Source organism: Streptomyces sp. GbtcB7, assembly GCF_019091445.1.
GTDB lineage: Bacteria > Actinomycetota > Actinomycetes > Streptomycetales > Streptomycetaceae > Streptomyces > Streptomyces mirabilis.
This window is the reverse complement of the sequence record NZ_JAGXJM010000016.1, coordinates 128,340-151,826: the sequence shown is the minus strand read 5'-3', so window position 1 is coordinate 151,826 and position 23,487 is coordinate 128,340. Positions and strand designations below refer to the sequence as shown.

The following is a 23,487-nucleotide window of genomic DNA, read 5'->3' as shown; positions in this document are numbered from 1 at the left end:
AATCAAATGTTAGTAATGACCGGACGGGTGATCTTCGACGCGGCAGGGTGATCCCCGACGACGACACTCCGCTTCCCGTGTGCCGCACTGCCGCGGCGCACCCTCTGTCGCGCCCGAACGATTGAACGTACTCTGACAAGTCATAGAACTTCGGGCGTGATTGACTGGGGGAGCCGTCATGTCCTGGGACAACAACGGCCCGCGCGCCGGATTCGTCGTACCGCCGATGCCGAGCGCACCGCCGCCCGCTCCGGCTGACGGGCTGCGAGCGGCCGCGGTGGCACTGCTGAACCTGTGCGGACTGGGCCTGGGCTATGCGCTGGTGCGCCGGCGGGGACTCATGGCGCTGTGCTGGGTCGCGACCGCGCTGCTGCTCTTGATGGCCCTTCCCGCGGACCCGGACGGCGTCCCGGGCGCAGCCGTCGTCGTCTACCTGGTCTTCCTCGGTCTCGCGGCCGTTCATGGTGCGGTCGTGGGTCTGCGGACCCGTCTGGTGTGGCCGCCGCGCGCCTGGCTCGCGATCGCGCTCGGGGTCGTCCTTCTGGCCGTGCCGACCGGAGGCGTCGTCCTCTACGACGGCGCGCGTGACGAGGCCACCGAGGCGATGCTCATGGACCGGTTGGAGCGGGCGGACAAGCTCGTCCAGACCGCCGGCAAGCAGCCGTTCGCGACGGCGGAGGCCGACTACCGCCGGGCACTGGCGGTCTATCGGGGCCTGCGCGGCGACCATCCCGGTTCCCGCGCGGCCGCCCGGGTCCCCGACCGGCTCAAGACGTACTACGCCACAGTCGGTGCGCCCTTCGACCAGAAGAACTACTGCGACGCCATAGCGCCCTTGAAGTACCTGCGCACCGTACCCAGGACCATGGGCAAGCGGGAACTCGGAGCACTGTCCACGTGGCCCGACGATCGGCTGGCGACCTCGCTCTACGAGTGCGCGTCGCAGTCGCTCAGCGGTGGCGAGGCGGACTGGACCACGCACTTCAGCGATCTCCTGACGACGTTCCCGCGGTCCGCGTCGGCCGCGAAGGTGGAGCCGGCGGTCAAGACGGCGGTCGACAAGGCCGTGAAACAGGTGGCCGGCGGCGACCCCTGCACGGCCGTCCAGCACCTCAACAGCCTGGGTACCCAGGTCCGTGCGCTGCCGGGAGAAGAGGCGGGGGTGGCCGCGGACCTCGGCAAGGACGCCGACCGGGCCGACACGACCGCGGACTCGGGTACGTACGCCTGCGGAGTGGACCAGTACAAGCACGGGCGCTTCGACGAGGCCGTCACCACGATGAACGACTTCGTCAAGAACAATCCGCACCACACGAACCGAGCCCGCGCCCAGAAGATCGCCATCGCGGCGGAAATCGCCCAGACGGTGCCCGCCGCGGGCAAGAGACTGCCCACGACGGCATCCGGCGGCAGTATCTCCGTCACCGTCAAGAACGACAGCCCCGACGACATCACCGTGATGTACACGGGGCCGGTGACGGGAAGCTTCCCTCTCAAAGCCTGCGGGAGTTGCACGTCCTACTCCCTCACCAGCACGCTCGTGCGAGGCTTCACACCGTGCAACGACAGCGGGAAGAACTATCCGCAACGGACCATCCGACTGCCCGCGGGCACCACGTACTTCGCGCACAAGGCCCGGAGCGGAACCGGGAAGTCCCCGGCCTCGGACACGGCCAAGCTGAGGTCCGGCTACATCTACACCGAGTGCGCCTACACGACGAGCTTCGGCTACTGACGCCTCCGTGTGTGGGATGGTCGTTGCCCCGACTCGGAGACTGATCGCAAGGAGAGGGGCATCGTGGCGGACGAGCAGAGCGAGGTACCGGACAGCACCGCGGTGCGCGTCGCCCTCTGGCGGGCGATGCACGTGCGGGTCGACTCGCCGCCCCACGTGATCGAGGACGAGATCGGGCTGCGACTGGCGGCACCTGATGAGGGATGGCGGCTCCGCCCGGACATGGACCCGCGGGGCACCAGCGGGTTCCGGGCGGCCATCGTGGCCCGAGCTCGATTCATCGAGAACCTGGTGGCCGAGCAGGTCGGCCACGGCGTCGCCCAGTACGTCGTGCTGGGCGCCGGTCTGGACACCTTCGCCCAGCGCAGGCCCGAGATCGCCGCCCGCCTGAGCGTGTTCGAGATCGACCAGCCGGGCACCCAGGCCTGGAAGCGCCGACGCCTGATCGAACTCGGCTACGGGATCCCCGACTGGCTGCGACTGGTGCCGGTCGACTTCGAGGCGGGGGCGGACTGGTGGGATCAGCTGTCCGACGCCGGCTTCGATCCCGGCCGGCCGACGGTCGTCGCCTGCACCGGCGTCACCATGTACCTCACCAAAGACGCCACCGCGGCGACCCTGCGGCGGCTCGCCCTGCTCGCCCCCGGCTCGACGCTCGCCATGACCTTCATGCTTCCGGCCGAACTCGTCGATGACGCCGACCGCCCCGCACTCGAGGCGACCAAGCCACAGGCGCAAGCGGCCGGAACGCCGTTCAGCAGCTTCTACGCCCCGCAGGAGATGCTGGCGATGGCCCGTGACGCCGGCTTCAAGGGCGTCCACCACGTGTCGGGAACCGTCCTCGCCGAACGCTACTTCGCCGATCGGACCGACGGCCTTCGCCCGTCGAGCGGAGAAGATCTGTTGCTGGCGACTACCTGACGGGTGTTCGCATGGCAGGTGACGTGAGTTTCGAGCCCGATCTCTACCGAGGTACGGCCGATTACTACGACCGGTTCCGGCTTCCCTACCCCGACGCGATGATCGCCGATCTCGTACGCCGGGCGGCCCCCTCGGGGCATGGGCGCCTGCTCGACCTGGCATGCGGCACCGGCCAACTCGCCTTCCCGCTGCGCGGCTCGTACGCGGAGGTGTGGTGCGTGGACGCCGAACCCGGCATGACCGAAGTGGTCCGCGCCAAGGCGATCGCCGTCGGCGCGGCCCACATCCGTACGATCACCGTCGGCGCCGAGGATCTGCCGGCCGGGCCGGACAGCTTCGAGTCGATCGTCATCGGCAATGCCTTCCACCGGCTCCGCCGCGCCGCGGTCGCCGGACTCGCCCACAGCTGGCTCAGGCCCGGTGGCTGCCTCGCACTGTGCTGGTCCACCTCCCCCTGGGCGGGTTCCCAGGACTGGCAGCGGGCGCTCGCCGGCGTGCTGCGCACATGGCAGAACGCCCTCGGCGCGGCCGGACGCGTTCCGCCCGGCTGGGACCAGCCGAGGCAGCGGGACCCTGACCACGACGTGTTGTCCCGTGCCGGGTTCCAGCCCGCCGGACGCCACGAGTTCTCGGTCGAGCACCACTGGACGATCCGTGAACTCGCCGGACACATCCGGTCGACATCGTTCCTGCCACCGCCGGTGCTCGCGGACCACGCCGCCGCCTTCGACGCCGACCTCACCGCCGAACTCAGCCGCCACACGGCCGACGACCGCCTCACCGAGACGGTCGGTTTCGCCTACGAACTGGCCCGCAAGCCGGCACGGGCGTGAAAGCCGGCGGGCGACGGTGGTGGGTTGTGGGTTGCTTCAGGATGGCATCGGCTCGTCGAGGAGGATGCGGGCGAGACCGCGCAGCTCGTCGTCGTCCTTCCACGTGACGCGACGCGGAGAGGTGGCACAGAGCTCCAGCAGGGGCCGCAGCTCCGGCGGGGTGGTCGCGAGGGCGCCGGCTGTCCGCATGCCGGCAAGGACGCGCAGGGCATCACGGCGGTCGTACCAGGCGGTGTCGTCCGACGCGTAGGTGGTGGTGGGCGCGGCCCATGTGAGGAGGAAGGGGAGCACGGGCCGCGGGTTGCCGGTGATGCGCCAGTAGGCGTCGGCGGCCTGCGAACGGCCGTACTCCCGTGGGTCGTTGAGCAACGCGATGACCTCCGGCGCGAGTGGCGCACCGAGCGGGCCCAGCCGCCCGACGGCAGGGAGGATGCCGGGCGGGGACTGCGTACGCAGCAGGTCGCGCAGGGTCTCGACGGCCGGTTCGGCATTCCCGGTGATCAGGGCCCTGGAAACGGCGGCCTCCGCGTGCACGTCGTGCCGCGCCGTGGGGTTCACGGTGGCCAGCAGGTCGGTGGTCTCGGCGTCGTGCCGGACGGGCCGAGTTCCCCCAGCAGACGGGCGGCCGCGACGGTGGGGTGCTCGCGCAGGGCCTGCTTGAGCTGGGGGAGGTGCGCGGCGGCCAGGTCGGGTCCGAGGGCGTCGAGCAGCTCCGCACCGCCGCGGGCGATCAGCTCGGGAAGCACCGGGTGCAGGCGGGGCAGGGCCTCGTCACGGTGGTGGGTGAGGAACGTGGCGAGGACCGGTCCGCTGAGGTTGCCAGGCTGTTCGAGCAGGCGCAGGTCGCCGCAGCCCGCCAGCGCCAGGCGCGCGCACTCGACCACTTCGGCGCGGGCCAGGGCCCGTTGGGCTGCCCGGATCGTCCGCTCCCGCCCCGTGGAGCGGGGTCGGACGATTTCCGGGCCGTCGGTGACCGTGGCAGCGGCGCTGTGCGGGACAACGGCACGGTCGTCGTCCGCGCCTTCGACGTCGACCCACAGGAGCCCGTGCCCCTTCCCGCGGCTCGACTCGCGGCCGGCGACGCCGGGAGCGTACGGGGAGCCGGCCGCGTAGTCCTGCTCGTCACCGGCGGCCTCGGCGAGCAGCAGGTCGCGGACGCGGCTGCCGGGGTCCCCGGCCCGGGGCATCAGGCCCGCGATCGCGCGCACGATCGAGGAGCGCTCGGCGCCGTCCTGGTGCAGGGGCAGTGCCTCGGCAAGCGCCGCCACGCACTGTGCCTCACGGTCCCGCCACCGCTGATCGACTTGTCCGACCAGGCGGGAGCCCCATCGGTGGGTGTCACCGGCCGCGATCCATGCGCGCGCGACGCTCAGCGCGCCCTCCGGATCCTCGGTCAGGAGCTCGTTCTCGCGGTCGCGACGACCGCCATCAGGGCCGCGGGATACGGAGGTTCGGCCCGGTCCAGGCCCGACAGCGCGGCAGCCAGGCGGACTTCCCGATCGCGGTCGTCAAGGGCCGTGGCCTCGCGGTCCCGTACGGTCGCTGGATCAGGATCGAGCAGCGCGAGGGCGGTAAGGGCGTCGGCCCGAGTCAAGGCGGACGGATCGCTCTCGTGAAGGTCCGCGAGCGTGCGGACCACGGCAGGGTCGGCCGGACGCGTCCCGACGTACGCCAGCCGGATCGCGGCCTGCCGCACGAAGGGATCGGGGTCGGTCAAACACCCCATCAGCAGCGGAAGTTCGGCCAGGACCGCCGCGCGAACCCGCCCACCGAGGGACTCCGGCGCGGGCACTCCCCGCTCATCGAGCTCGGCGAGCCCGGTCAGCACTTCCAGGAGAGCTTCTCGATGCCCTCCGTCTCCGGGGACTCTTCCGCGTACCGGACGCGGATCATCTCCGGAACGTCGCCGGCCGGCCCATAGGCATGCTCAAGGGCCGCCCAGTCCACCTCGTTCAGCTCTTCGGGCGCGCGCACGACCGCACCCTACCGACCCCGGCGGCGACCTCGGGGGCGGGCATCGTCGACGGACGGGGCAGGGGACGCAGTAGAGTGGTCGAACGGGCGCGCGGGGCGCCTCCGGGTCCGCGGTAAGGGCAGAGCCCACCTGGTGTACACGAGCGCGTCATGATGGCCTACCGTCCTTCGGCCGGTTCGGCGGACCACCGGTTCACCGAAGGAGTCTCCGTGCCGACCACACCAAAGACCGTGCCCCTGCCCGAGCGCGCCAGTCTGGAACAGCTCAAGAAGCGGGCGAAGGACTTGCGGCGGGCCGTGCGCTCCCAGCAGCCCACCGCCTTGGCGCTCGTCGCGCGGCACGCGCCTGAGAGTCGGGATCCGCTGGTCGAATTCAACCTCGACACCGCGCAGTTGGTGATCGCCCGCCTGCATGGATTCCCGAGTTGGCCGCGCCTGCGGCAGCACCTCGCCGCGCATCCCGGGGCGCTCGGTGACCAACGGCGCTCCGGCGCTCGTAGGGTGGAGGAATTCTACCGTCTGCGGACCGGGTGGGCCTCCACGGCGGACGTACGCCGCTGCGCCGCGGCCGCGACGCGTGCGCATCCCGATCCGGCCGACTGGCAGCCGTTGCTCACCGCGCGCCGCAACGGCGTCAGGGTGATCGCATTCGGCTCGCCGGACGGAGTGGTGTTCGCGGAACTCACTCCGAAGCGGGTCACGTTGTCCCAGCCCGGCGTGGGCGCGTCGGCCGGCGAAGGAGCGTCGGTGACGTTCCACACGGAGTTCGGCACCATCGCGGGTGTTGTCGCACCCGAGGTCGGCAGCCTGGTCGTGGAACGGCCCGCGGACCGGCGCCCGCTGGGATGGACGTTGGTCGCCGACGGTGTGTTCGTGGCTCCCAACGCGTTCCTCGTCGACTCCACCGGCCTCGTTCTGCGGACCAACGGCAGCCCGAAGGGCGAGATCGTGCCCGTCGCGGCACTGCCGGAGCGCGCGACCGCCGTCGTGGACCGGCCCGCACCGGCCGTCGAGGACCCCGCGCTCGCCACCGAGGATCTGACCACGGTTCTCGCGGCGGCCGACGCACCTCCGATCGTCGATCCGGAGCAGTGGCGACCCGGTGCTCACGTCGATCTCACACCGCACGAACGAGTCCGGCTCGGCCGCTACGGCAAGCTGCTCGTCTGGCACACCACCGGTGACCGGGCGAGTGCCGAGGACCCGTTCGTGTTCGACTTCACTCCTCAACAGGGTCCGGTTCGGGACTTCGCCGTGGTCGGAAAGGACATCGCGGCCACCCGGATGTACTACGACTTCGCGGACGGCGCCAGCGGCACCATCGCCGTGGTGGGCCTGGTGGAAGACGCCCACATCGCCTCGGTCGTCCTGCGCCGCGACGGCATGCCCGACCTGGCGGCACGAATCACCGGAGGGACGTTCCTCATCGCCGGGCCCGACCTCACCGACCTGCCGGAGCGCGGCCCCGTCACGGCCGTCCTGGTCGCCCTGGACCACTCCGGAAACGTACGCGAAGAGCTTCCCTACCAGGAGCAGGACTGACGCGACCGCATGGGAAGGACGTGGACGAGAACGCGCAGGTGCGACGCGTGGACGCCGTAAAGGGGGCGTGACGGAGCACTCGGGCAGCGTGCCATTACTTCCCCCCGCGCCCCTTATGCCTTCTATGCCCGTTCGCCTAGCGTGGTGGCGCACGACCACCGCCGGGTTCGGACAGCCGACGCGGGGGCGGTCGGCGTGAACAGGGGGTGGGGACGATCAACAGCGGAATGGCACGTCCACGGGGCCGGCGCTCTCGGGCGCGCGGGATTCTGGGATTCGTCGCGGCCGTCTGCGCGGTGCTCATGCTGAGCACGGCGCCGGCACAGGCCGCGCAGCACCAGGACGCCAACGAGTACGCGATATGGAACTTCCACGGCGCCAAGGGGTTCTGGAACATCGACCAGCGGGTGCAGATCACACAGAAGGCGAACCACTCGTACTGGGCCATGATGTGGGACTTCACGGCCACACCGGGCAACGGCGGGTACATGGGCCTGCAGACCGACGGGACGCGCTTCAACCACACGACCGGTGAGACGGCGATCTTCTCGCTGTGGAACGCCAACGCCAGCAGGGGGAGTTGCGGGCCGTTCGGCGGCGAGGGAACGGGACTCAGTTGCCGGCTCGCTTATGCCATCGACCGGCAGACCGACTACCGGCTCCGGGTGTGGCGCCTGAACGCGGACGCGGGAGGGCAGTGGTGGGGCGCGTGGATCCGGAACATGAAGACAGGCGTCGACACCGCCATCGGAAGTCTCCGGGTGCCGCGCAACCAGACCCTGCTCGGCGTCCCGTCCAACTTCAGCGAGTACTTCGGCACCGCCGTCGCCTGCGACAAGGTGCCCCGGTCGGTCGCCTACTTCACCCAGCCCGCGGCGAACGCACAGGGCAACGGCTCCTACCGATACGGCTCCACGTACGAACGGTCGACCCGCGGCCGTTGCACGGGCGGAAACGTGCAGTTGGTCGACCTGGGGTGGACGAAGGCCGCCAAGGTGACACTCGGCGGACGGTGACATCAGGCTCGGGCGCCCCCTGTGGCCCATCGCGAACCGACCGGAGCCTATTCTCAATTCGGGGGGAGCGGTTCGGCCACTTGCGAGGGACGTGTTGAGGGAGTTGACCCTGGTCGGACCGGAGGTCCGCGATCGGTTCGTCGTTCGGTTCGGGCCCGACGTGCTGGGCTGGTGTGATGAGTTGCCGGTCGTAGTCGGCCGGCTCGCCGCTCGCTGGGATCTGGAGCTCGTGGGGGCGGGTGGGGGAGGCACATCGAGGGTGTTCCGGTGTCTGCGGCGCGAGGACGGCAGCCCTGTGTGGCTGAAGCTCACGCCGGACCCCGTGATCGCCACCGAGGAAGCCGAAGCTCTGCGCGCATGGGCGGGGACGCCATCGGTTGTCACCATGTTGGCGCAGGAGCTTGGTGAGGGAGCCCTGCTGCTGGAGAGCGTGGAGCCGGGCGTGCCGGTGAGGGAGCTCGCGTGGCGGTTGCCCGAGGTCGCTGTGCTCCTTCGGGAGCTGCGGGCGCCTGCTCCCACACCGGCGCAGCGTTCGGTGTTGCGGCCCTTGTCACATCGGATCGGATTCCTCTTCGACTTGACCAGCCGCAGGTTGGCCGGGGCCGGGGGGAGCGGACTGTTTGACTCGGCCCTGCTCGCTCGAGCCCGAACGGCAGCCCTGGAACTGGCCGCCAGTGGCCCCGTGGGACTTGTGCATGGCGATCTTCATCCGGCCAACGTGCTGTCCGGTCCGGGCGCGGGCATGGTGGCGATCGATCCACGGCCCGCATGGGGCGATCCCGACTTCGACACGGTGGACTGGGTGCTGGATGGAGTTGTGGAGCGGGTGGAGTTGGAGCGGAGGATCGAAGAGCTGTCGGTGCTGGTTCCGGGGCTGTCTCCCGATCGTGTCCTGGGCTGGTGCCGGGCCCTCGCCGTCCTCATCGCGGTCCCCAGGATCTGTGAGCGGCGGAACGACTCGGAGACTGAATTCCTTGTGAGGCTGGCTCGCAGCTGACCGGGTGACCTGGGGCAGTCGATGGCCCCGTGCCCGTCGGTGGGCACGGGGCTGTGCGGGGGGATGGAGCTACAGGGCGGTCGCGGCGCTGTGCAGGTTCTTGGCGGCCAGGGCGAGTCCCTCGGTCTGGGAGTAGGCGGCGTCCTCGTGTTCGATGTTTACTGCCATGTCCGGGTCGATCTCGGCGAGGGCGCGCAGGAACTCGGTCCAGTAGGCGATGTCGTGTCCGGCGCCGACGGCGACGAACTTCCACGCGGGGTTCTCGGGCCAGGCGTTGCACCAGAATCCGTAGCCGGTGGGCACCTTGCCCGGCGCGTGGGCGGGTACGCGGGTGAACGAGGTGTCCAGCACGCCACGGATGTCGGCGCCGGGGCAGAGGGTCGCGTCCTTGGCCGCGGCGTGGAACACGAGCGGGCCCAGCCACTTGATGCAGGCGACGACGTCCATGCCCTGCCACATCAGGTGTGAGGGGTCCATCTCCGCGCCCACGTTCGTTGCGCCGGTCTCGTCGACGAGCCGTTTCAGGGTGACCGGGGAGAAGACCAGGTTGTGCGGGTGCATCTCGATGGCGACCCGGACGTCGTTCTCCCGGGCCAGCGCGTCGATCTCCTTCCAGAACTCGACGGCCACGCCCCACTGGTAGTCCAGGACGTCCATGTAGACGCCGTCCCAGGGGTTGACGACCCAGGACGGGTACGTGGCGTCGGGGTCGGAGCCCGGGGTGCCGGACATGGTGACCACGTGCCTCACACCGAGCAGGCCGGCGAGGCGGATGGTGCGGCGCAGGTCGTCGGCGTGTTTCGGGCCGACGCCGGGGAGCGGGTTGAGCGGGTTGCCGTTGCAGTTGAGGCCGGTCAGCTCCATCCCGCGGTCGGCGAAGGTCGCCAGGTACTCCTCGCGTGCGGTGGCCGAGGACAGCAGCAGGTCGACCGGGCAGTGCGGGGACGGAATGAAGCCGCCGGTGTTGACCTCCACGGAGGTAAGGCCGTTCTCCTTGAGGATGTCGAGGGCCTCGGTGAGAGGCCGGTCGTGCAGACAGGCGGTGTAGGCGCCGAGCTTGAGGGCCATGTGTGTGCTCCTTGGACGCGGGTGGGGGCAGGCGGTCAGGCGGCGGGCGGGACCGTGACGGCGGTGCCACCGCCCAGGGAGGATTCGACGACGGCCCGGATGATCTCCATGGTCCGCAGTGCGTCGGCGAAGGTGGCGCAGGCCGGCAGCGGCTCGGCGACGTCGGCGGCCTGGTCGAGGAAGGCCCGGGCCTGGTAGGTGAAGTTGTCGGCGTTGCTGGCGCCCACACCCGGTGCTTCCATCGGGACCCCGCCCGCGAAGTACGGCAGTTGCGGGCCGGCGATGATCTGGCGCGCGCCTCGGGTACGAGCCTCGGGCTGGGCGTCGTCGAAGAGGTACTCGGCGGGCCGGTGCTGGTCGAACGCGGCGCGGCCAGCGACGCCCAGGATGTCGAAGGACAGCCCGTTGGGCAGGCCGAAGCCGGTGCGTGTCACCGAGAACGTGCCGATGAGACCGGACTCGAAGCGGGCGGTGAAGGACGCGGTGTCCTCGTTCTCGACCTCGCCGAACTCGTCGGAGACGGGAGCCGCGTTGTGCCCGACGACCGCGCCCAGCGGCAGGGGCCGCTTGGGGATCTGCGTCGACAGCACGGCACCGGAGACCGAGGCGATGGGACCGGCGACGTACTCGGCGGCGTCGATGACGTGTGAGCCGATGTCCCCGAGCGCACCGGAACCGAGGCCGCCCTTGAACCGCCAGCTCAGCGGCCCGTTCGGGTCGGTTGCGTAGTCGCACCAGTAGCGGCCGCTGAACAGGGTCGGGTCGCCCAGCTCGCCGCGCCGGACGTGCTCGCGGATGGCGGCGATGGCGGGGGAGCGGCGGAAGGTGTACCCGACGGCGGTCACGACATCGGCGGAGCGCTCCAACTCGGCCATGGCGCGGGCGTCTTCCAGCGAACCGGCGAGCGGCTTCTCGCACAGTACGTGCTTGCCCGCGGCGACCAGTGCCTCGGCGATCGGTCGGTGCAGCGCGTTGCCGACGACGATGCTGACGGCGTCGATCGTCGGGTCCTCGGCGACGGCCTCCCAGCTCGGCAGTGCCTTCTCGAAGCCGTAGCGGCGGGCGGCGTCCTCACCGAGTTCGATGTTGGCATCGGCGATCGCGGCCAGCCGGACCGGCGGCAGACCGGCACCGAAGACCGTGTTGACGTTGCGGTAACCGGCGGCGTGGCTGCGGCCTGCCATACCGGCGCCGATCACCGCGACAGACAGGGGCTTGGCGGACGTGGTCATGGGGGGGCCTCTCTCAAGGAAGGTTCACAAGGAAGGAAGGTCGGCCCGCACCCGGGACGTCCGTGCCGGGGCGGCCGTGGTCCGTCAGGACCAGGTGGCCAGGTACTCGTCGATTTTCTTCCGCATGAAGACGGAGGACTCCTTGGCGCGTTCTTCCCAGGCGAAGACACAGGCCGTGAGGGTGCCGTCGAAGCCGTTGGCGCGCAGCTCGCGGAAGAGTTCGTCGAAGTCGACCTCGCCCTGGCCGATGTCGAGGTGCTGATGGATCCGGGCCGACGTGCCGGGCGGGTTGAGGATGTAGCGGTTGCCGGAGGACGCGGTGTGGTCCAGGGCGTCGGCGAGGTGGACGTGGGTGAGCAGGTCGCCGGCGTGCTTGATGATGCCGGGAGCGTCGTTGCCGATGTGGAAGGTGTGCGGGGCGCAGTACAGGAAGCTGACGTTCGGGTGGTTGATGCCGCGGATCAGGTTGATCGCGTCGTGGCCGTTCTCGATGAAGTCGTCGGGGTGCGGCTCCAGGGTGAGGCGGATGCCCTCCTGCTCCAGGAGCGGCAGCAGGTCGTCCATCGACTTCCAGAACTGGGCCTCGCTGCGGTCCGGATCCTCGGGCCGGCCGTTGAGCTCGGAGATCATGCTGTCCACGCCGAGATCGGCGGTGATCCGGATGGCGCGCTTCCAGTAGCGGACGGCGGCCTGCCGGGCGTCCTCGTCCGGTCCCGACCAGCGGAACAGGGGCAGGACGGACGAGACGCCGACGCCCGCCGAGTCCAGCGCCTTGCGGAACTTCCGTACGGTCGCGTCGTCGACGCGCGGGTGCCGGAAGAAGGGGATGAAGTCCTCCCGGGGAGAGAGTTCGATCCACTCGTAGCCCAACTCCGCGACCACAGCGGGCAGTTCGAGGAGCGGAACGTTGCGGATCATGTAGGGGTCGAGGGCGATCTTCACGAGAGTGTGCCTTCCGGTCACGGGGAGACGGTGGATCGTTGGGGCAGGACGTCCTCGGTCCAGCGGCGGTGCCCGGCGGTGCCCGGCGGTGCCCGGCGGTGCCCGGCGGTGCCCGGCGGTGCCCGGCGGTGCCCGGAGGTGGGCGGAGGTGGGTGGACCGCCTTGTGCACCGGGATGCCGTCACGTCATGTCCGACCTGCGCGTGGGGCCTTTACGTGCCCGAACGAGATCTCGTTCTTGGCGCCCGGGGGAGGACGCGTGTCACAGGGCGCTGGGCGGTCCGGCCGTCGGTCGGCTTGGGGCCGGGGGCCGGCGGTGTGGTCACCGCCGGCTCAGCCTGCTGGGTCATGGTCTTCACCGGGTGCCCTTCGCGGCGAAGGAGGCGACGGTGTCGACGTTGGACTTGTCGACGAAGGCCGGGCCGGTCAGGATCGGCTGCTCGCCGCCGCCGCTGTAGTTGCCGTTCGTCTTGTAGAGCCACAGCGAGTCGACGGCGAGGTAGCCCTGGAGGTAGGGCTGCTGGTCGACGGCGAACTGGATGCTGCCCTTCTCGATGGCGGAGATGAGGTCCTTGTTGAGGTCGAAGGTCGCGACCTTCGCCTTGCTGCCGGCCTCGGACGTCGCCTGCGCGGCTGTCAGCGCGAACGGGGCGCCGAGTGTGACGACCTCGTCGATGGACTTGTCCTGCGCGAGCTTGGCGGTGATCGTCGACTTCACGGACGGCATGTCGGTGCCGTTGACGTAGAGGTTGTCGGTCTTGCCGCTGAAGGTCTTCTTCACACCGGCGCAGCGCTGTTCCAGGTTGACGTCCCCCTGGGCCTGCACGACGCACAGGGTGTGCTTGGCGCCGGTGTCGTTGAGCTTGGTGCCGAGCGCCTGGCCGGAGACGGACTCGTCCTGACCGAAGAACGACAGCAGGCCCTGCTTCTTCCATTCGGACAGGCCGGCGTTGAAGCCGACGACCGGGATGCCGGCCGCCTCGGCCTTGGCGACCACGGCCTTCATGGCGTCGGGCTTGGCGAGGGTGACCGCGATGCCGTCGACCTTCTGGTCGATCGCGTTCTGCACGAGGTTGGCCTGGTCGGCGGCGGTCTCGTCGTTGGAGTAGATGAGCTTGACGTTGTCCTTGGCGGCGGCGGCCTCGGCGCCCTTGCGGATGGTGTCCCAGAAGGTGTCGCCGGAGGGCGCGTGGGTGACCATCGCGATCGTCATACGGGGGGTGTCGGCCTTGCCGGCCGACACCGCGGCCCCGCTCTCCGCGGCCTTCTTCCCGCCGAAGCTGCTGGAACAGCCGGCGAGGGTGAGAGCGGCCGCGGCGGCCACCGCCACGGCGGGGGCGATTCTGCGGAATCGGGGAGAACCGGGAAGGGATGTGTGGCTCATGGCGCGTGCACCTCGCTGTGCAAGTGAGAGGGAGTGACGGGCAGTGGGCTGTGGATTCGCGGCTGCTGGATGGGGCCGGGGAGGTCGCGGCGGCCTCGGTCGGGGCGCGGTGCGCGGGAGAGGCCTGCTGCATTGGGTGCGGCGGGGCTCAGAAGCGGGTGGGGTGCCCGGAAGCTGTTGGCAGCCGGACACAGGCCCTCGACCCGGTGGAGTCGGTGGCTTTGGGTGCGATGACCGTCCCGGGGTCGAGACGGTGCGGTGGCTTGGGGAACTCGGTCTGCAGGATGGTGACGCGGCCGGGCTCGGAATGCCGGGAGCCGTGGCGGTCCGAGCTGACTTCGTTGGAACGTCAGGACAATTTAAAGCGCTTTAAGTTCTGGTACTATCGGCTCGTTTCGTGAACGTGTCAAGGGTGTTGCCCGAGGAGATCTGCCGGGAGGTGCGAGTGGACGATGACGCTTCCGCGAGTCGCAGGGACGGCGCGAGCAAACGCCCCCGACTGGAGGACGTGGCCGCCCGCGTGGGCGTGTCCACCGCGTCCGTCTCCCTGGTGCTGCGTGGTGTGCCCGGCCCCAGCGAGCGCACCCGGCAACGCGTCCTGAAGGCCGCCGCCGAGCTCGGTTACCAGGTGGACCGCACCGCCAGTCTGCTGGCCAGCAGGCGCACCCGGCTGCTCGGTGTCATGGTCGACATCCACAGCCCCTTCCACGCGGATCTGGTCGAGCACCTCCACACGGCCGCCGAGGAGGTCGGCTACGACCTCGTCCTCAGCACCCAGACCCGCACCCGCGACGAACACACCGCCGTCGAGACGCTGCTGGCCTTCCGCAGCGAGGCCCTGATCCTGCTCGGCCCGACCGCCTCAGGGGACGCACTCGCCGCGCTGGACCGCAAGGCTCCCGTCATCGCCGTCGGCCGCCGGATCGCCGACGCCGACCTCGATGTCGTCCGCTCGGCCGACGACGACGGGGTCGGCCAGGTGGTCGACCACCTGGTGGAGCTCGGCCACCGCGCGATCACCTACGTCGACGGCGGCAAGGGTGTCATCGCCACCGACCGTCGCCGCGGCTACCGCGCCGCTATGCGCCGTCACGGCCTGGACGCGCACATCCGGGTTCTGCGCGGCGACAACACCGAGGCGGCCGGCGAACGTGCCGCCCGCCAGCTGCTCGACGGCGCCGAACTCCCCACCGCCATCGTCACGTTCAACGACCAGTCCGCCATCGGCGTCCTGGCCGCTCTGTCCCGTGCCGGGGTCGCCGTCCCGGGCGAGGTGTCCGTGGTCGGCTACGACGACGACGCCCTCTCCCGCCTGAGCTGTTTCAATCTGACCACGGTCAGCCAGAGCGCCCGTGAACAGGCCCGGCATGCGGTGGTCGCCGCCGTCGAGCGCCTGGACCAGGGCCGCACCGAGTCCCGCGAGGTCGTACTGACCCCACGGCTCGTTCTGCGTGGCACGACCGCGGAGCGCGTCTGACAGGCGTTTTGGGGCCACCGCCTGCACGCGGGCGCGGTGCGAAGAGGAGGCGTGGCCTACGGGGAGTGGCACCGCGAGGCGGACCTCCCTCGCGGAGTCGGCGGCCTTGCGGTGCGGGTCGGCGTCAGGCGGCCGGTCGCACCAGGCCCGACTCGTAGGCGAAGGCCACCGCCTGCACGCGGGCGCGGGCGCCGATCTTGGCGAGGATGTGGCTGACGTGTGACTTGACGGTGGTCGGCGCGATGGACAGCCGCGCGGCGATCTCGGCGTTGGACCAGCCGGAGGCGACGGCGGTGAGGACGTCGCGTTCCCGCTCGGTGAGCATGTCGAGCCCTGTTTCCTGCTCGGTGGTGCGGGCCGGGCGTTCCTGGCGGACGGCGTCGATGAGCGCGCGGGTGACGCTGGGCGTGGTGACGGCGTCTCCGGCGGCCACGATACGGACGGCCGCGGTCAGTTCGTCGGGGGTTGCGTCCTGGGGGAGGAACCCACTGGCTCCGGCGCGCAGTGCCGCGTAGGCGTACCCCTCGTGGCTGCTGGAGGTCAGGACCAGTACGCGCGGGGGGCGCCGGCCGGCTCTGACGGGCTCGGGCGCCGGAAGTGGGGTGAGGGGGCGGGTGATGCGGCGGATGGCCTCGACGCCGTTCGGATCGGCTGCGTGGTCGCCCATCACGACGACGTCGGGACCGAGCGCGGCACTCATGCGGACAGCCTCGGTGCCACTCGTCGCCCCGCCGACGACGGTCAGGTCGGGTTCGGCCGCCAGAAGCACGTGCAGACCGAGCCGGTGCAGGGACTGGCTGTGCACGACGAGTACGGAGGTCATGACGGGCGCCCTTCGTGAGGGTGGGGGCGGCTGCCGACGTGGGTCGGGTGTCCGCCACCGCACTCCCTGTGAACGAAACGGTTTCGTTCACTTCGGTGCCATCAGCGTAGCTCCGGTGCTATCGAAACGGCATCGTTTTCTTTGTGGTCTCGGTCACTTCTCGACCCGCGGGGCGTCAGTCGCCCGCGGAGTGGCCTTGCATGACCATGCGGGATGTTGCATAATCTTGCCATGTCCAAGGTCCTCACTTCCCTCCCCACCGGCGAGCGCGTCGGCATTGCCTTCTCCGGCGGGCTCGACACTTCGGTCGCCGTCGCCTGGATGCGCGACAAGGGTGCCGTGCCGTGCACGTACACCGCCGACATCGGTCAGTACGACGAGCCCGACATCGCGTCCGTGCCCGGCCGTGCCACCGCGTACGGCGCCGAGATCACCCGGCTCGTCGACTGCCGTGCCGCGCTGGTCGAGGAGGGGCTGGCCGCGCTCGCCTGCGGCGCGTTCCACATCAGGTCGGGCGGGCGCCCGTACTTCAACACCACACCGCTGGGGCGTGCCGTGACCGGCACGCTGCTGGTGCGGGCCATGCTCGAGGACGGGGTGCAGATCTGGGGCGACGGCTCCACGTTCAAGGGCAATGACATCGAGCGATTCTACCGGTACGGGCTGCTCGCCAACCCGCACCTGCGGATCTACAAGCCCTGGCTGGACGCGGACTTCGTCACGGAGCTCGGCGGCCGCAAGGAGATGTCGGAGTGGCTGCTCGCGCACGGGCTGCCGTATCGGGACTCGACGGAGAAGGCGTACTCCACGGACGCCAACATCTGGGGCGCCACGCACGAGGCCAAGACCCTGGAGCACCTCGACACCGGTATCGAGACGGTCGACCCGATCATGGGCGTGCGGTTCTGGGACCCGTCGGTGGAGATCGCCACGGAGGATGTGACGGTCGGCTTCGACCAGGGCCGTCCGGTCACGGTCAACGGCAAGGAGTTCGGCTCCCCGGTCGACCTTGTCATGGAGGCCAACGCGATCGGCGGCCGGCACGGCCTCGGCATGTCCGACCAGATCGAGAACCGGATCATCGAGGCCAAGAGCCGCGGCATCTACGAGGCCCCCGGCATGGCGCTGCTGCACATCGCCTACGAGCGTCTGGTCAACGCGGTCCACAACGAGGACACCGTGGCCGCTTACCACAACGAGGGCCGGCGGCTGGGTCGGCTGCTCTACGAGGGCCGCTGGCTGGACCCGCAGGCGCTGATGGTGCGCGAGTCGCTGCAGCGCTGGGTCGGCACAGCGATCACCGGCGAGGTGACCCTGCGGCTGCGCCGCGGCGAGGACTACTCGGTCCTCGACACCCGGGGCCCGGCGCTCAGCTACCACCCGGACAAGCTCTCCATGGAGCGGACCGAGGACTCGGCGTTCGGCCCGGTGGACCGCATCGGCCAGCTCACCATGCGGAACCTGGACATCGCCGACTCCCGTGCCCGTCTCGAGCAGTACGCGGGCCTGGGCCTGGTCGGCAGCGACCACCCGACGCCGATCGGCGCCGCGCAGGCGGCCTCGACCGGTCTGATCGGCGCCATGGACGAGGGCGGCGCTGAGGTGATCGCCTCGCGGGGCGAGGCCACGGACGAGGAGACGATGCTGGACCGCGCCGCGATGGAGTCCGGCACGGACTGACGTCGGCCACCGGTCGTACGTACGCGGGCGGCGAGCCCCGGCGGATTCTGTTCCGCCGGGGCCCGCCGTCGTCCGCTGCGCGAGGGGGAGGGGTTCACCGCCTTGGCTCCCGTCGCCGACAGCGACCTCACGCGCGGGGAGTGGCGGGGCCAGGACCCACGGACACACCGTCCGCCGACGTTCCCTGCCCGCCGGGGAACTCCCGGCGCATCCGGCAGGGCATCACATCGCGACAGCCGACGAGCGGCAGTGGCGGGAGACTGCGGTCCGCAGGGCTACGGGTGCAGTATCACCTTCGTGTAGCCCTCGATCCGCTTGTCGAACTTGTCGTAGCCCGACGGTGCCTGATCCAGGGGCAGTTCGTGGGAGACGACGAAACTGGGCTTCGCCCTGCCCTCGATGATCATGTCGCGCAGGTACCGGTTGTAGCGCTTCACGTTGCACTGTCCCGTCCCCACCCGCAGGCCCTTCTCGAAGAGCTTGCCGATCGAGACGAGGAGCATGCCCTGCTTGGCCTGCTCGTCCGGGCCGCCGGGGTCGGAGGGCACATAGAGGCCGGGCACCCCGAGCGCTCCGGTGGCTCGAACCGTGCCGACGAGCGAGTTCAGGACGGTCGCCGGTTCTTCGCGGTCCGTGCCGTGCCCTGTCGCCTGATAGCCGACGGCGTCAATGCCCTTGTCCGTGCCGATGCCGTCCGTCTGGTCCTTGATCTGCTCGATCGGGTTGCCCTCGGAGAAGTTGATCGGAACCGCGCCTATCTCCTCGGCCTTCTGCAGCCGTTCGGGGACCCGGTCCACGACGAAGACCTTCTTCGCGCCGCGCATCAGAGCCGAGTAGGCGGCCATGAGTCCGACAGGCCCTCCGCCGTACACCGCGACGCTCTCGCCCGGGCGGACCTGGGCGAGCTCACAACCGTGGTATCCGGTGGGGAAAATGTCGGCGAGCAATATGAAATCACTCTCGTGCTCGTTTCCCGGCGGCAGCTTCAGGCAGTTGAAGTCGGCGAAGGGTACGCGCAGGTATTCGGCCTGGCCGCCCTTCCAGGGGCCCATGGCGACGTATCCGTACGCGCCGCCCGCGAAACCGGGATTGACGGTCAGACAGTAACCGGTGAATCCCTCGACGCAGTTCGTGCAGAACCCGCAGGCGACGTTGAAGGGCATGACCACACGGTCGCCCTCCTTGAGTGAGGTGATGCCCTGGCCGAGTTCCTCGATGATTCCCATGTTCTCGTGGCCGAAGACGATGCCGGGCTCGGCGGCGGTACGGCCCTCGTACATGTGCAGATCGGATCCGCATATCGCGGTGGAAGTGACCCGTACGATCACATCGTTCGGATGCTGGATGCTGGGCTTTTCAACCTCTTCGACCGCAACGCTGAACGGCCCTTTGTAAACGACGGCCTTCACGGCTGCCACCTCCGCTCGGTGACGCATGTATGTGATGTCCACGCCCCCGCCCGCATTCTCCGCGTGACCCATCTCTCATGATTCTCCGTACTGCGCGATCGGACAACCCGGTAACGTCGATGTGAATAACTGCCCGGTGCCGTGCAGAGAAATTGCAGTGGAGAGGGAGGCCGAAAGATGTCAGCACAGCGACTGGGAACGCTGCTTGTCCCCGTGCCGGGATTGTCCGGCACCACCTACCCGCCGGGAACGACCGTGACGGTCCGCGGCCGAGGCGCTACGGTCGACGGCTTCGTCAACGGCGACTGGCTTCCGCTGTCGTGGTGGGAATTCTCCGACGGCCTGCGCGAGGACATCGCCGACCGCTGACCTTCCGCGCCGATGCCGTCGCGGGCATCGGTGATGACGACGGTCCCGGGCGCGGTCGTGTCGTTCCTCTGAAGTCCAAAGCTCCCCGGCAGTGAGCCTCTGTGCCTGCCGGGGGCTTCGTGTGCCCGCCCACCTGTCATGGATGGGTGGTGAGGGCGTCCGTGTCGGAGTTCATCTAGTGGTGGGCCGTGGCGGGCCCGCCGCACTGGCCGGTGTTCCTGGCCCGTCCCCTGCGGAGCCGTTGGGCGGCGAGTGCGAGGGCGCTGAAGGCGATGACGGCCGCGCTGTAGACGACCGAGGTCTCGTGCAGGCCGACGTTCGTGGCGGCGATCCCTGCGACCACGGCCGGGATGCTGAAGGCCAGGTAGGAGATGACGAACGCGACCGCGAACAGTTCGCCCCGCTCGGCCGGCTCGGCGATCCGGGCCAGTGTGCCGAAGCTGGCGAGAGCCGAGCCACCGAAGCCGACTCCGGCGATGGCGGTGCCGGACGCGGCCATGGTGAGCGAGTTCGCCTCCACACCGCCCAGACCGACGGCCGTGCCGAGCAGCAGCAAGGTGGCCGAGAGGGCGAGCGTGCGCTCGGTGGGCCAGCCGCGCAACGCGAAGGCCGTGATCGAGGCGGGCACGCAGAGCAGGGTGACCACGAGGCCGCCGATGACATGGCTGGACAGGCCGAACAGGTTGGCGGCCACTGACGGACCGAGTGAGAGATACAGTCCGCCCAGTGCCCAGCTCGCCACCAGGATCGGCACGAGTGCCATCAGGTCCGTGCGCAGTCGCGGAGCGACGCCGAGGCGCGGCTGAAGCGACCGTACGACGCCGGGCCGGCGGTGTGCCGTCTCGGGTATGAGGGCGACGAGCAGACCGGCGAGGACCAGAGCCGCGAGCAGCAGCACGTAGACCAGTCGGGTCGGATGCGGCCCGTACTCCGCGAGGACACCACAGCCCAGTGCGCCGAGGCCCAGCCCGAACGTCGGGGCCGCACCGGTGATGACGCCGGCGCGGTGCGGCGCGTGGGGCGGGTTGAGATCGACGAGGGTCGCGCCGAGTGTGGTCATGGCCGCGCCGGTGGCGACGCCCTGGACGAAGCGGGCCGTCAGAAGGATCGAGACGTCGTCGGCGACGATGAACAGTGCCATGGCCACCGCTTCGAGGGCGATGGCCGATGCCAGGACCGGTCGGCGGCCGATGTGATCGGACAGTGCGCCGAGTACCAGGAGTGCCCCGATCATTCCTACGACGTACACCGCGAAAACGGTGGTCAGCGTGGTCGCCGAGAAGCTCCACTCGTGCTGGTAGATGACGTAGAGCGGCGACGGCGCGCTCGACGCGGCCATGAAGAGGACGAAGACGGCCGCGATGGAGGAGAAGGCCACCGGTCGGCTCAGCCCCCGCCGCACACGACCGGACGGCGGGCCACCTGGGACTGAGGCTGACGGGATCTTCTTGTAGGACGTGGGTGCGTCAGACATGCGCTCTCTCTCCGAATGCAGTGATCACTGCGTTAGCTGTCCTCCCCTAACGCAGCGATCAGTGCGATAATTTCCGCATGACCGAAGCAACATTCCAGCCCCGTCCCGGCGGCCGCTCCGCGCGGGTGCGCGCGGCCGTTCACCGCGCGGTCGGGGAGCTGCTCGCCGAAGAGCCGACCGAGGCGCTGACCATTCCCGCCATCGCGGCGCGCGCCGGCGTGCACGCGACCACGGTGTACCGGCGTTGGGGTTCAGTGGCACAGCTCCTGGCCGACGTCGCCACGAGTCGGTTCAGCGGCGATGTCGTGGTGCCGGACACCGGCTCTCTGGTGGGTGACCTGGAGCGGTGGACGGGCGATGTCGCCACCGACCTCGCCGATCCCGACGTCCTCGCCCTGATGCGGGCGACGATCGGCTCGGGTCCGGAGGGCGGCAGCGCCTGCACGGCCGACCGGCACGCTCAGCTCGGGGCGATCATCGAGCGGGAGCGAGCTCGAGGAGGCAAGGTGCCGAGCGTGGAGCGGGCCGTCGACGGACTGCTCGGTCCGCTGTACTACCGCGCGATCTTCAGCGGGGAGCCCGCGTCCGGGGAGTGGGCGCGGGGTCTGGTCGCGCCGTTGCTCGCGGCGGTCTAGGGCCTGTCCGGCGGATCAAGTCGCAGGAAACGGGCGGTGCCTCATGAACGCCGGTGGGCGTGCCAAGCCCCGCGTCTGCGGCATGATCCGCCGGACAGGCCCTAGTGCTGTGACCGCACAGGTCGGCCGGGACGGAAGGGCACCGGCCGCAACCGATCGTGCGGAAGGCGGCGCCAGCCGCGTCACACGTCGTACGCCGAGAAATCGACGACCGCTGTCGAGTGCTTGCCGTACTGCACGGTGGTGAAGACCGTCCGGGCGATCCACCCCACGAAAGCCATCGGGAACGCCACAACTGCGGCGAGCACCCATTTCCGCCTCATGATCACCCTTTGCTGTTGTTCGCGCCCCCAGCGGCGGCCGTCACTCTGCAAGACAGACAGGACGCACAAAGGTGCCCCGCGGTTCTCGGCCCGTTGTTCCGGGCGCCCATGGCAAGGTCATGGCTCTCGGTGCTCATGGGCCGCCGATTCCAGGGTCGCGATCTCCGCCTCGGCCAGGCGGGTCTCCGCATCGACATCGATCGACCGGGTGAGCAGCCAATAGAGCACCGCGGACACGGGCAGCCCGATGAACAGGGCGATGTCCGCACCGCCGAGCGCGTGGGCGGCGGGTCCGACGAAGAGCGTGCCGACGGAGAAGAACGGCACCATGACGGCGAAGCCGACCAGGTAGGAGATGATGCCGTGCCAGCCCCAGCGGCCGTAGATGCCGTGCGGGTTGAAGATCTCGGCGACCGCGTAGTGGCCGCGGCGCACCACGTAGTAGTCCATGAGGTTCACGGCGGTCCACGGAATGAACAGGTAGAGCACCAACAGCAGGAAGTTGTTGAAGTTCTCGAGGAAGTGGGCGGTGGAGGCCAGTGCCCCCACGACGGAGAGCGCCGCGGTGAGGCCGATCGTCACGAGCCGTACGGCGACGGTGGGCCGCACTCTCTTGAACGAGTCGATCGCGCTGATGAGTGTGAGGGATCCGCCGTACATGTTCAGGGCGGTCACCGAGATCAGGCCCAGGGCGGAGAACAGCAGGACGATGGCGCCGAAGCCGCTGAAGACCTTGTCGCCCGCCGCGTTGATCGAGCGGACGGTCTCGAAGTCCTTGCCCGCCCACGCGGCGAGCAGAGCTCCTAGACACATCAGCCAGATGCCGCCGAGCGCCGACCCGAAGTACGTCCAGTAGAAGGTCTTGCGGACGGTCACGTCCGGCGGGAGGTAGCGGGAGTAGTCCGAGACGTAGATGGCCCAGCTGATCTGGTATCCGGCGACCACGCCGAACTGCGCGAGGAACGGGGTCCACTGGAAGCCGCCGAGGTCGAAGGAGCCCGGGGGATAGTGCAGGGTGAGCAGGATGCCCACGGTGAAGATCCCGAAGACGACGAGGAAGGTGTAGGTGAGGACCCGCTCGGCGCGGTGGATGACGTCGTAGCCCACCAGCGCGATGACGAACCCGATGAGTGTGACCACGACGACCCACAGCTTGACGCCGCCGTGCAATGTGGTGTGCAGGGCCTCACCGGCCAGGATCGTGTTGAAGATGTTGAACCCCGCGTACTGCACATAGGCGAACAGCCATACGAGCAGGGCCCCGACGTAGCCGAACTGCGGCCGTGACTGGATCATCTGCGGCAGTCCCAGCTGTGGGCCCTGCGCGGAGTGGAAGGCCATGAAGAACGTGCCGAGGATGGTGCCCGCGGCGATCGCGATCAGCGACCAGATGAGGTTGCCGCCCTCGGTGATGCTGATCAGCCCTACCGCCAGGGTGGCGATCTGCGCGTTGGACATGAACCACAGAGGCCCCAGGTGCCAGAGTTTTCCGTGCCGCTCGTCGAGGGGGACGTAGTCGATGGAGCGGATTTCCAGACCCGATACCCGTGGCTGCGACGATGTGGTCACGAGTGCCTCCTTTGAGCGGGTTCATCATGTGATGAGAAGATTAACCATCTGTGATCACGTTCATCCTCTTGTCGTACCGGCCGAG

At 69.6% G+C, this 23,487-nt stretch carries 23 protein-coding genes; 10 read left to right on the top strand and 13 right to left on the bottom strand.

All coding sequences use genetic code 11. The features are described from left to right. Positions 1-178 precede the first annotated feature (178 nt). The 3 genes from KVT44_RS26005 (at position 179) to KVT44_RS25995 (ending at position 3,489) form a co-directional block, all read left to right on the top strand. Complete coding sequence (locus KVT44_RS26005; protein WP_254649872.1) at positions 179-1,735, top strand: hypothetical protein; 1,557 nt, start codon at positions 179-181, stop codon at positions 1,733-1,735. A gap of 63 nt (positions 1,736-1,798) precedes the next feature. Beyond that, the gene (locus tag KVT44_RS26000; RefSeq protein WP_217568999.1) at positions 1,799-2,656 is read left to right on the top strand and encodes a class I SAM-dependent methyltransferase; all 858 of its coding nucleotides are present in this window, start codon (positions 1,799-1,801) and stop codon (positions 2,654-2,656) included. An 11-nt stretch (positions 2,657-2,667) separates the two neighbouring features. Continuing rightward, the gene (locus KVT44_RS25995) at positions 2,668-3,489 is read left to right on the top strand and encodes a class I SAM-dependent methyltransferase (protein ID WP_217568997.1); all 822 of its coding nucleotides are present in this window, start codon (positions 2,668-2,670) and stop codon (positions 3,487-3,489) included. Positions 3,490-3,525: 36 nt separating this feature from the next. Here the strand turns inward: KVT44_RS25995 and KVT44_RS25990 are convergent, their stop codons facing one another. The 4 genes from KVT44_RS25990 to KVT44_RS25975 all read right to left on the bottom strand — a co-directional run bounded on the left by KVT44_RS25990 (position 3,526) and on the right by KVT44_RS25975 (position 5,463). Then, a complete protein-coding gene (locus KVT44_RS25990; RefSeq protein WP_217568995.1) occupies positions 3,526-4,047 on the bottom strand; it encodes a hypothetical protein in 522 nt (173 codons plus the stop codon). Then, on the bottom strand, positions 4,044-4,757 hold the full coding sequence (locus KVT44_RS25985) for a hypothetical protein (protein ID WP_217568993.1): 714 nt from the start codon (positions 4,755-4,757) through the stop codon (positions 4,044-4,046). The genes KVT44_RS25990 and KVT44_RS25985 overlap by 4 nt, the downstream gene beginning before the upstream one ends. 125 nt (positions 4,758-4,882) lie before the next feature. Further along, the gene (locus tag KVT44_RS25980; RefSeq protein ID WP_217568991.1) at positions 4,883-5,317 is read right to left on the bottom strand and encodes a HEAT repeat domain-containing protein; all 435 of its coding nucleotides are present in this window, start codon (positions 5,315-5,317) and stop codon (positions 4,883-4,885) included. Further along, positions 5,311-5,463, bottom strand: coding sequence for a hypothetical protein (locus tag KVT44_RS25975; protein ID WP_217568989.1), 153 nt, complete (start codon positions 5,461-5,463; stop codon positions 5,311-5,313). The genes KVT44_RS25980 and KVT44_RS25975 overlap by 7 nt, the downstream gene beginning before the upstream one ends. Before the next feature lie 210 nt (positions 5,464-5,673). On the opposite strand from KVT44_RS25975, the gene KVT44_RS25970 reads away from it, so the two are divergent. From KVT44_RS25970 to KVT44_RS25960, 3 genes are all read left to right on the top strand, one after another. After that, on the top strand, positions 5,674-7,005 hold the full coding sequence (locus KVT44_RS25970; RefSeq protein ID WP_217568987.1) for a hypothetical protein: 1,332 nt from the start codon (positions 5,674-5,676) through the stop codon (positions 7,003-7,005). A gap of 227 nt (positions 7,006-7,232) precedes the next feature. Then, complete coding sequence (locus KVT44_RS25965; protein ID WP_217568986.1) at positions 7,233-8,021, top strand: DUF3472 domain-containing protein; 789 nt, start codon at positions 7,233-7,235, stop codon at positions 8,019-8,021. A gap of 103 nt (positions 8,022-8,124) precedes the next feature. Next, on the top strand, positions 8,125-9,018 hold the full coding sequence (locus tag KVT44_RS25960; RefSeq protein ID WP_254649871.1) for an aminoglycoside phosphotransferase family protein: 894 nt from the start codon (positions 8,125-8,127) through the stop codon (positions 9,016-9,018). Positions 9,019-9,087: 69 nt separating this feature from the next. Here the strand turns inward: KVT44_RS25960 and KVT44_RS25955 are convergent, their stop codons facing one another. The 4 genes from KVT44_RS25955 to KVT44_RS25940 all read right to left on the bottom strand — a co-directional run bounded on the left by KVT44_RS25955 (position 9,088) and on the right by KVT44_RS25940 (position 13,643). Continuing rightward, a complete protein-coding gene (locus tag KVT44_RS25955; RefSeq protein WP_217568982.1) occupies positions 9,088-10,086 on the bottom strand; it encodes a sugar phosphate isomerase/epimerase in 999 nt (332 codons plus the stop codon). Between the two features lie 35 nt (positions 10,087-10,121). Next, on the bottom strand, positions 10,122-11,318 hold the full coding sequence (locus tag KVT44_RS25950; protein ID WP_217568980.1) for a Gfo/Idh/MocA family protein: 1,197 nt from the start codon (positions 11,316-11,318) through the stop codon (positions 10,122-10,124). Positions 11,319-11,402: 84 nt separating this feature from the next. After that, complete coding sequence (locus KVT44_RS25945) at positions 11,403-12,260, bottom strand: sugar phosphate isomerase/epimerase (protein WP_190171796.1); 858 nt, start codon at positions 12,258-12,260, stop codon at positions 11,403-11,405. Between the two features lie 354 nt (positions 12,261-12,614). Beyond that, the gene (locus KVT44_RS25940; RefSeq protein WP_217568978.1) at positions 12,615-13,643 is read right to left on the bottom strand and encodes a sugar ABC transporter substrate-binding protein; all 1,029 of its coding nucleotides are present in this window, start codon (positions 13,641-13,643) and stop codon (positions 12,615-12,617) included. 445 nt (positions 13,644-14,088) lie between these two features. On the opposite strand from KVT44_RS25940, the gene KVT44_RS25935 reads away from it, so the two are divergent. Beyond that, the gene (locus KVT44_RS25935) at positions 14,089-15,120 is read left to right on the top strand and encodes a LacI family DNA-binding transcriptional regulator (protein ID WP_308314112.1); all 1,032 of its coding nucleotides are present in this window, start codon (positions 14,089-14,091) and stop codon (positions 15,118-15,120) included. A gap of 124 nt (positions 15,121-15,244) precedes the next feature. Here KVT44_RS25935 and KVT44_RS25930 read toward each other — a convergent pair whose 3' ends face one another. Further along, the gene (locus tag KVT44_RS25930; RefSeq protein WP_217568976.1) at positions 15,245-15,943 is read right to left on the bottom strand and encodes a response regulator transcription factor; all 699 of its coding nucleotides are present in this window, start codon (positions 15,941-15,943) and stop codon (positions 15,245-15,247) included. A 231-nt stretch (positions 15,944-16,174) separates the two neighbouring features. Between KVT44_RS25930 and argG the strand changes: the two genes are divergently transcribed. Continuing rightward, entirely contained in the window at positions 16,175-17,623 is a 1,449-nt protein-coding gene (gene argG, locus KVT44_RS25925; protein ID WP_075029507.1) for an argininosuccinate synthase, read from the top strand. Positions 17,624-17,898: 275 nt separating this feature from the next. On the opposite strand, the gene KVT44_RS25920 is transcribed toward argG, so the two are convergent. After that, entirely contained in the window at positions 17,899-19,032 is a 1,134-nt protein-coding gene (locus KVT44_RS25920; protein WP_099925925.1) for a glutathione-independent formaldehyde dehydrogenase, read from the bottom strand. Between the two features lie 177 nt (positions 19,033-19,209). Between KVT44_RS25920 and KVT44_RS25915 the strand changes: the two genes are divergently transcribed. Next, the gene (locus tag KVT44_RS25915; RefSeq protein WP_060896721.1) at positions 19,210-19,401 is read left to right on the top strand and encodes a hypothetical protein; all 192 of its coding nucleotides are present in this window, start codon (positions 19,210-19,212) and stop codon (positions 19,399-19,401) included. 175 nt (positions 19,402-19,576) lie between these two features. Here the strand turns inward: KVT44_RS25915 and KVT44_RS25910 are convergent, their stop codons facing one another. Beyond that, positions 19,577-20,875, bottom strand: coding sequence for an MFS transporter (locus tag KVT44_RS25910; RefSeq protein WP_217568974.1), 1,299 nt, complete (start codon positions 20,873-20,875; stop codon positions 19,577-19,579). A gap of 77 nt (positions 20,876-20,952) precedes the next feature. On the opposite strand from KVT44_RS25910, the gene KVT44_RS25905 reads away from it, so the two are divergent. Then, positions 20,953-21,510 (top strand): TetR/AcrR family transcriptional regulator, encoded by a 558-nt coding sequence (locus KVT44_RS25905; protein ID WP_099924848.1) that lies wholly within the window; start codon positions 20,953-20,955, stop codon positions 21,508-21,510. Between the two features lie 182 nt (positions 21,511-21,692). On the opposite strand, the gene KVT44_RS25900 is transcribed toward KVT44_RS25905, so the two are convergent. Then, the gene (locus KVT44_RS25900) at positions 21,693-21,833 is read right to left on the bottom strand and encodes a hypothetical protein (protein WP_217568972.1); all 141 of its coding nucleotides are present in this window, start codon (positions 21,831-21,833) and stop codon (positions 21,693-21,695) included. A 117-nt stretch (positions 21,834-21,950) separates the two neighbouring features. Then, complete coding sequence (locus KVT44_RS25895) at positions 21,951-23,402, bottom strand: cytosine permease (protein WP_217568970.1); 1,452 nt, start codon at positions 23,400-23,402, stop codon at positions 21,951-21,953. Positions 23,403-23,487: the final 85 nt, after the last annotated feature.